Genomic DNA, 1,525 nt, shown 5'->3' on the forward strand with positions numbered 1-1,525 from the left:
GTCCATTTAGGGAGGAGATGCGAACTTCGTGTTGGAGCGGCAGATCAAGCGGAAATCCCGAGGTGAAGAAGGGACGGTCGGCAGACGGCAGCAGCATACTGTCAAATACCTGGTCGCGAGAGTACGAACGCTCGCGAAGGTTGCGAGCCTTTTCTATGTCGTCGCGCAAGAACATCAGAGCGCCCGCTGCGAGCTCCGGCATCCTGACCGGGTCCAGAGAGATGTCGAACGGGTCGCCGATGTACGGCTTCCATGATGGGTCGGACTTCGGTTCGAAGGTGTACCAGAAGATGCCGTCCCAATCCTGAAGGCCTGCGTACGCGGCCAGGATTGGTATTCCTTCACCCGCATAGTCATTGGGGTAGGCATTATTGACCTCGCTGACGGCGTATGGCTTCCCAGCAACGGCCGAGCGCGCTAGTTCGACCACGGTGGAATTCGATGGATCGTTCACCATCGGAGACTTCTTGACGTAGTACTCGGGATGCTGCCAGTAGGTGTGGCCGTCGATGATATCCATGGAGCTTTCGGCCAGGAGCAGTGGGTAGCCACTTGCCTTGTGGTTGTGATCCGCAGTAGCGATCACCAGCGATTTTGAGCCGAGTGTCTGCTTGAGATACTTCTCCATGTCCTCGAAGTAGCCTTGTTGCAGGTCCGTATAGAATTCTGCCTCGGTGTAGAGCCGTTCCGAAGGCGTTCGGGCCGGCTGACCAAACCGGTTTATGAGTGGAACGGGTTTGGATGCCGCGACGACGGACAGTGTACGTAGCGCCGCGATCTGTTCGGGAGTGCGATGCTGGGAGAGCCAATGGTTGTAGAGGCCGATCAGCTCATTTTCATAGAAGCTTGACGGCGCACGGAAGCCCACATTGATTGCGTCTTCATTATTGATTTCAATGATGGCGACAGCGGGATCCTGGGTGTATTCGAGCCGCGTGTAGGGATTGCGATGGGTCAGCAGTTGTTGCGCGTACTCCTTTTGCAACTCGATGAGGCGTGCATCGAAGAGGGAGACCCCCTTGGCACCTTCGTGCAATTGGCTCGCGTCGTGGACACCATCTCCTTCGCTGAAAGGGCGGCCTACCAGTAAGTTGAAGTCAATATAGATGCCGCGCTTCTCAAGTTCCGCAATGAAGAAGTCTTCGCGGTCTAACTGCTCCGCATCGAAAGCCCTAGTATTGTCGCCACTCTTCACCAGGCCGCGCGGAGTTTGGAGATCAAGGAACTGAAAGCGCACGCTGTTGACGCCAAAGCGCGCTAACGTGGCAGCCCATAGCGGAGCGTCGTCCTTGGTGGGTATCTGACGAGAGCCGGGGCTCCAGTCGGTGATATTGACGCCCCAGAGACGAATCCGCTTGCCGTCGCCCGTGGCTAGATGACCGTCCTGCACGCGCAGAAAACCATGCTTGCCGGCAGGTGCATCGAGCAGAAACGAGAGGTCGACGGGAGAGGGCGCCATAAAACCGCGGCGATGGTCCATCGCAAACGGCTTCATACCACTCTGGTCCTGCGCGTGACCGGCGGC

The 1,525-nt window shown here is 57.5% G+C and carries 1 protein-coding gene; it reads right to left on the reverse strand.

Translation table 11 applies throughout. The features are described 5' to 3' along the window. Positions 1–1,495: hypothetical protein (locus WCB02_RS01480; protein WP_423955567.1), on the reverse strand; the 1,495-nt coding region annotated here is incomplete at its 3' end. Between the last annotated feature and the right edge of the window lie 30 nt (positions 1,496–1,525).

The sequence above is a fragment of the Bradyrhizobium sp. genome (assembly GCF_049581145.1).
Classification (GTDB): Bacteria; Pseudomonadota; Alphaproteobacteria; order Rhizobiales; family Xanthobacteraceae; genus Bradyrhizobium.